The sequence below is a fragment of the Pontibacterium sp. genome, from assembly GCF_041587635.1.
Classification (GTDB): Bacteria; Pseudomonadota; Gammaproteobacteria; order Pseudomonadales; family Balneatricaceae; genus Pontibacterium.
Genome location: NZ_JBFGYC010000638.1, coordinates 1 through 2,122, shown reverse-complemented (window position 1 = coordinate 2,122; position 2,122 = coordinate 1). Strand labels below are relative to the sequence as shown.

Here is a 2,122-nt window from a genome sequence, read left to right as displayed (position 1 = left end):
CGAAATACTGCCGCAGTTCCTGCTCCGAGGCTTGATGACGAAATGCCAACTTACCGTCGATCAGAATATTGGGGGAATGGCGGATATTGTAGGTCTCAACCAGCTCAGGGTGATCCTCAAGGTACGCTATCTCATAGCCCACCCTCAGGTCTTTGAACTCCTTCTCTAGGTTTGGCACCGAAAAGTCCGTTCTGGTCACCAGTAACTGAACGCGCATTAGAGCACTCCCGGTCGGTTTGCTGGCTAAAGTATAGCAAGGGCTGTACACGTGACCGCCGCTACAGGTCGCCTTTCCTGCGGGACCGATACCCGTGGCAGCATCACTTTTTCTCTGTGAGTAGATAAACCCCTAACCACCCCATCGGGCCAAGAAAAAACACACACGCCTGCACCTCAGCAATCGCGAGTGCATGGGTATCGCAGAACTGTTCACCCTTCCGATGGTAGTAACGGCCCAACAACCGCACGGCGCTCACACCACCCACACACCAAGTAGCAACCAGCGCAATAACTAGCAGCCCAAGGGGACTCATTGCTTAACTCCGAAGCCGCTCTTTATGAAAGAGCTAAGTGGCTCAATTACGAACCTCTGGTTGAGATTCGTTCTCAGTTGAGTATAGCGCGTTCCAACATGCGCGGTTTGTGCAGGTTGGTGATTATCATCCAACTCTAAACCACCTATCGAGGAACCACCCAATCCCTATGGGTGACCTCGGTATAGGTGTGTCATTGAGCTTAAACGATTACGTGTTGGGCACCTGAGGAAAACCAGACAGTTCGCCCCATTTGCGAATAGCCCGGTCAATCCCTATCGGGCTGATGTTTCTCGAACCACTCCTGGAGAAAACTGATACACAACTTAATTTTGGGCGGGACAAGGCGTCTCGCCGGATACATCGCATACAACGTTAATCTGGGTTTGTTGACCTCACTGAGCAACTCGACAACACGGCCCTCTCTGATCGCATCGGCGGATACAAAATCCGGTATAAAGCCGATACCCAGCCCCGCCTTGACCACATCAAGCATAAAAGGCGTACTGTTCACCCGCAGGGTTCCCTTGATCTTCACCCCTTCCTGCAAAGGCCAGATATCCTGCCCACGAAAGTAGCTATAGATAAAGCAATTGTGGTTGACGAGATCTTCGGTCCGGGTGACGGGTCCATATTTTTGCAGATAGCCCTCTGAGGCGCAGACGGCGTAGCTGAAATTCATCAAAGGCTTGCCGATATAGGTGGAATCAAAGGGACGGCTGGCGGCTCTGAAGCCCAGATCAAATCCGTTTTCGATCAGATCAACGGGTTCATCATCCAGATGAATATCCAATTCCATCTCGGGATACTCGCGCATGAACTCGGCGAAAACCTGACTGAGATGTGATATTCCCAGCGCCATCGGGGCATTAATCTTGAGCTTACCGCGAGGCTGTCCCTGCACACCCTGCACAAAACCTTCAGCGTCCTCTATACGCTCCAAAATCTCACGACAGTGGGCCAGATAGCCTTCGCCGATGGTTGTGAGCTGCAGGGAACGGGTGGAACGGTGCAATAGTCGGGCACCGATCTCTGCTTCTAATCGGCTGATCTCTTTACTGACCATTGATTTAGACGTCCCCAGCTCGTCTGCAACCAAGGTAAAGCTGCCGCGTTCCGACAGCCTTACAAACAGCGACATTGCCCGAAGTTTATCCATTTTGTTTCCTGTGCGTGAACAGTACGTTCATATTGTAGATATATATGAAACCTAGCAAGGTATTTATTCTGGCTGAGTCGATTAACGCAATCACTCTTCACCGGAGAAACCTATGTATACCCTGTATTACCTGCCCAGTGCCTGCTCCCTCGCTACGCTCACTGTTCTGTTGGAGATGGAACACCCGGTTACACTGATCAATAAAACCAAAATCGATAACTTCGCGGAGGTTAATCCAGTCGGGAGCGTACCGGTGCTGGTGGATGGCGATCAGACGTTGGTTGAGGGGGCAGCTATCTTGCTGTACCTGTTGCAACAAAAGCCTAATCCGCTGTTTCCTCAGGACAAGGACGCACAACAGCACGCGATTCAGAACATCATGTTTGCCAACGCAACCATGCATCCGGCCTACGGTCGTGTGTTTTTTTAT

Annotated in this window: 4 protein-coding genes; 1 reads left to right on the top strand and 3 read right to left on the bottom strand. The window is 51.2% G+C overall.

The window, feature by feature from the left end; all coding sequences use genetic code 11:
* The 3 genes from ABYW01_RS20135 to ABYW01_RS20125 all read right to left on the bottom strand — a co-directional run.
* A partial coding sequence (locus tag ABYW01_RS20135) for a hypothetical protein (protein ID WP_372836229.1) occupies nucleotides 1-217 on the bottom strand: 217 nt, incomplete at its 3' end.
* Between the two features lie 103 nt (nucleotides 218-320).
* Nucleotides 321-533, bottom strand: a complete 213-nt coding sequence (locus ABYW01_RS20130; RefSeq protein WP_372836228.1) for a hypothetical protein — start codon at nucleotides 531-533, stop codon at nucleotides 321-323.
* A gap of 268 nt (nucleotides 534-801) precedes the next feature.
* A complete protein-coding gene (locus ABYW01_RS20125; protein ID WP_372836226.1) occupies nucleotides 802-1,692 on the bottom strand; it encodes a LysR family transcriptional regulator in 891 nt (296 codons plus the stop codon).
* Between the two features lie 112 nt (nucleotides 1,693-1,804).
* On the opposite strand from ABYW01_RS20125, the gene ABYW01_RS20120 reads away from it, so the two are divergent.
* Nucleotides 1,805-2,122: glutathione S-transferase family protein (locus ABYW01_RS20120; protein WP_372836224.1), on the top strand; the 318-nt coding region annotated here is incomplete at its 3' end.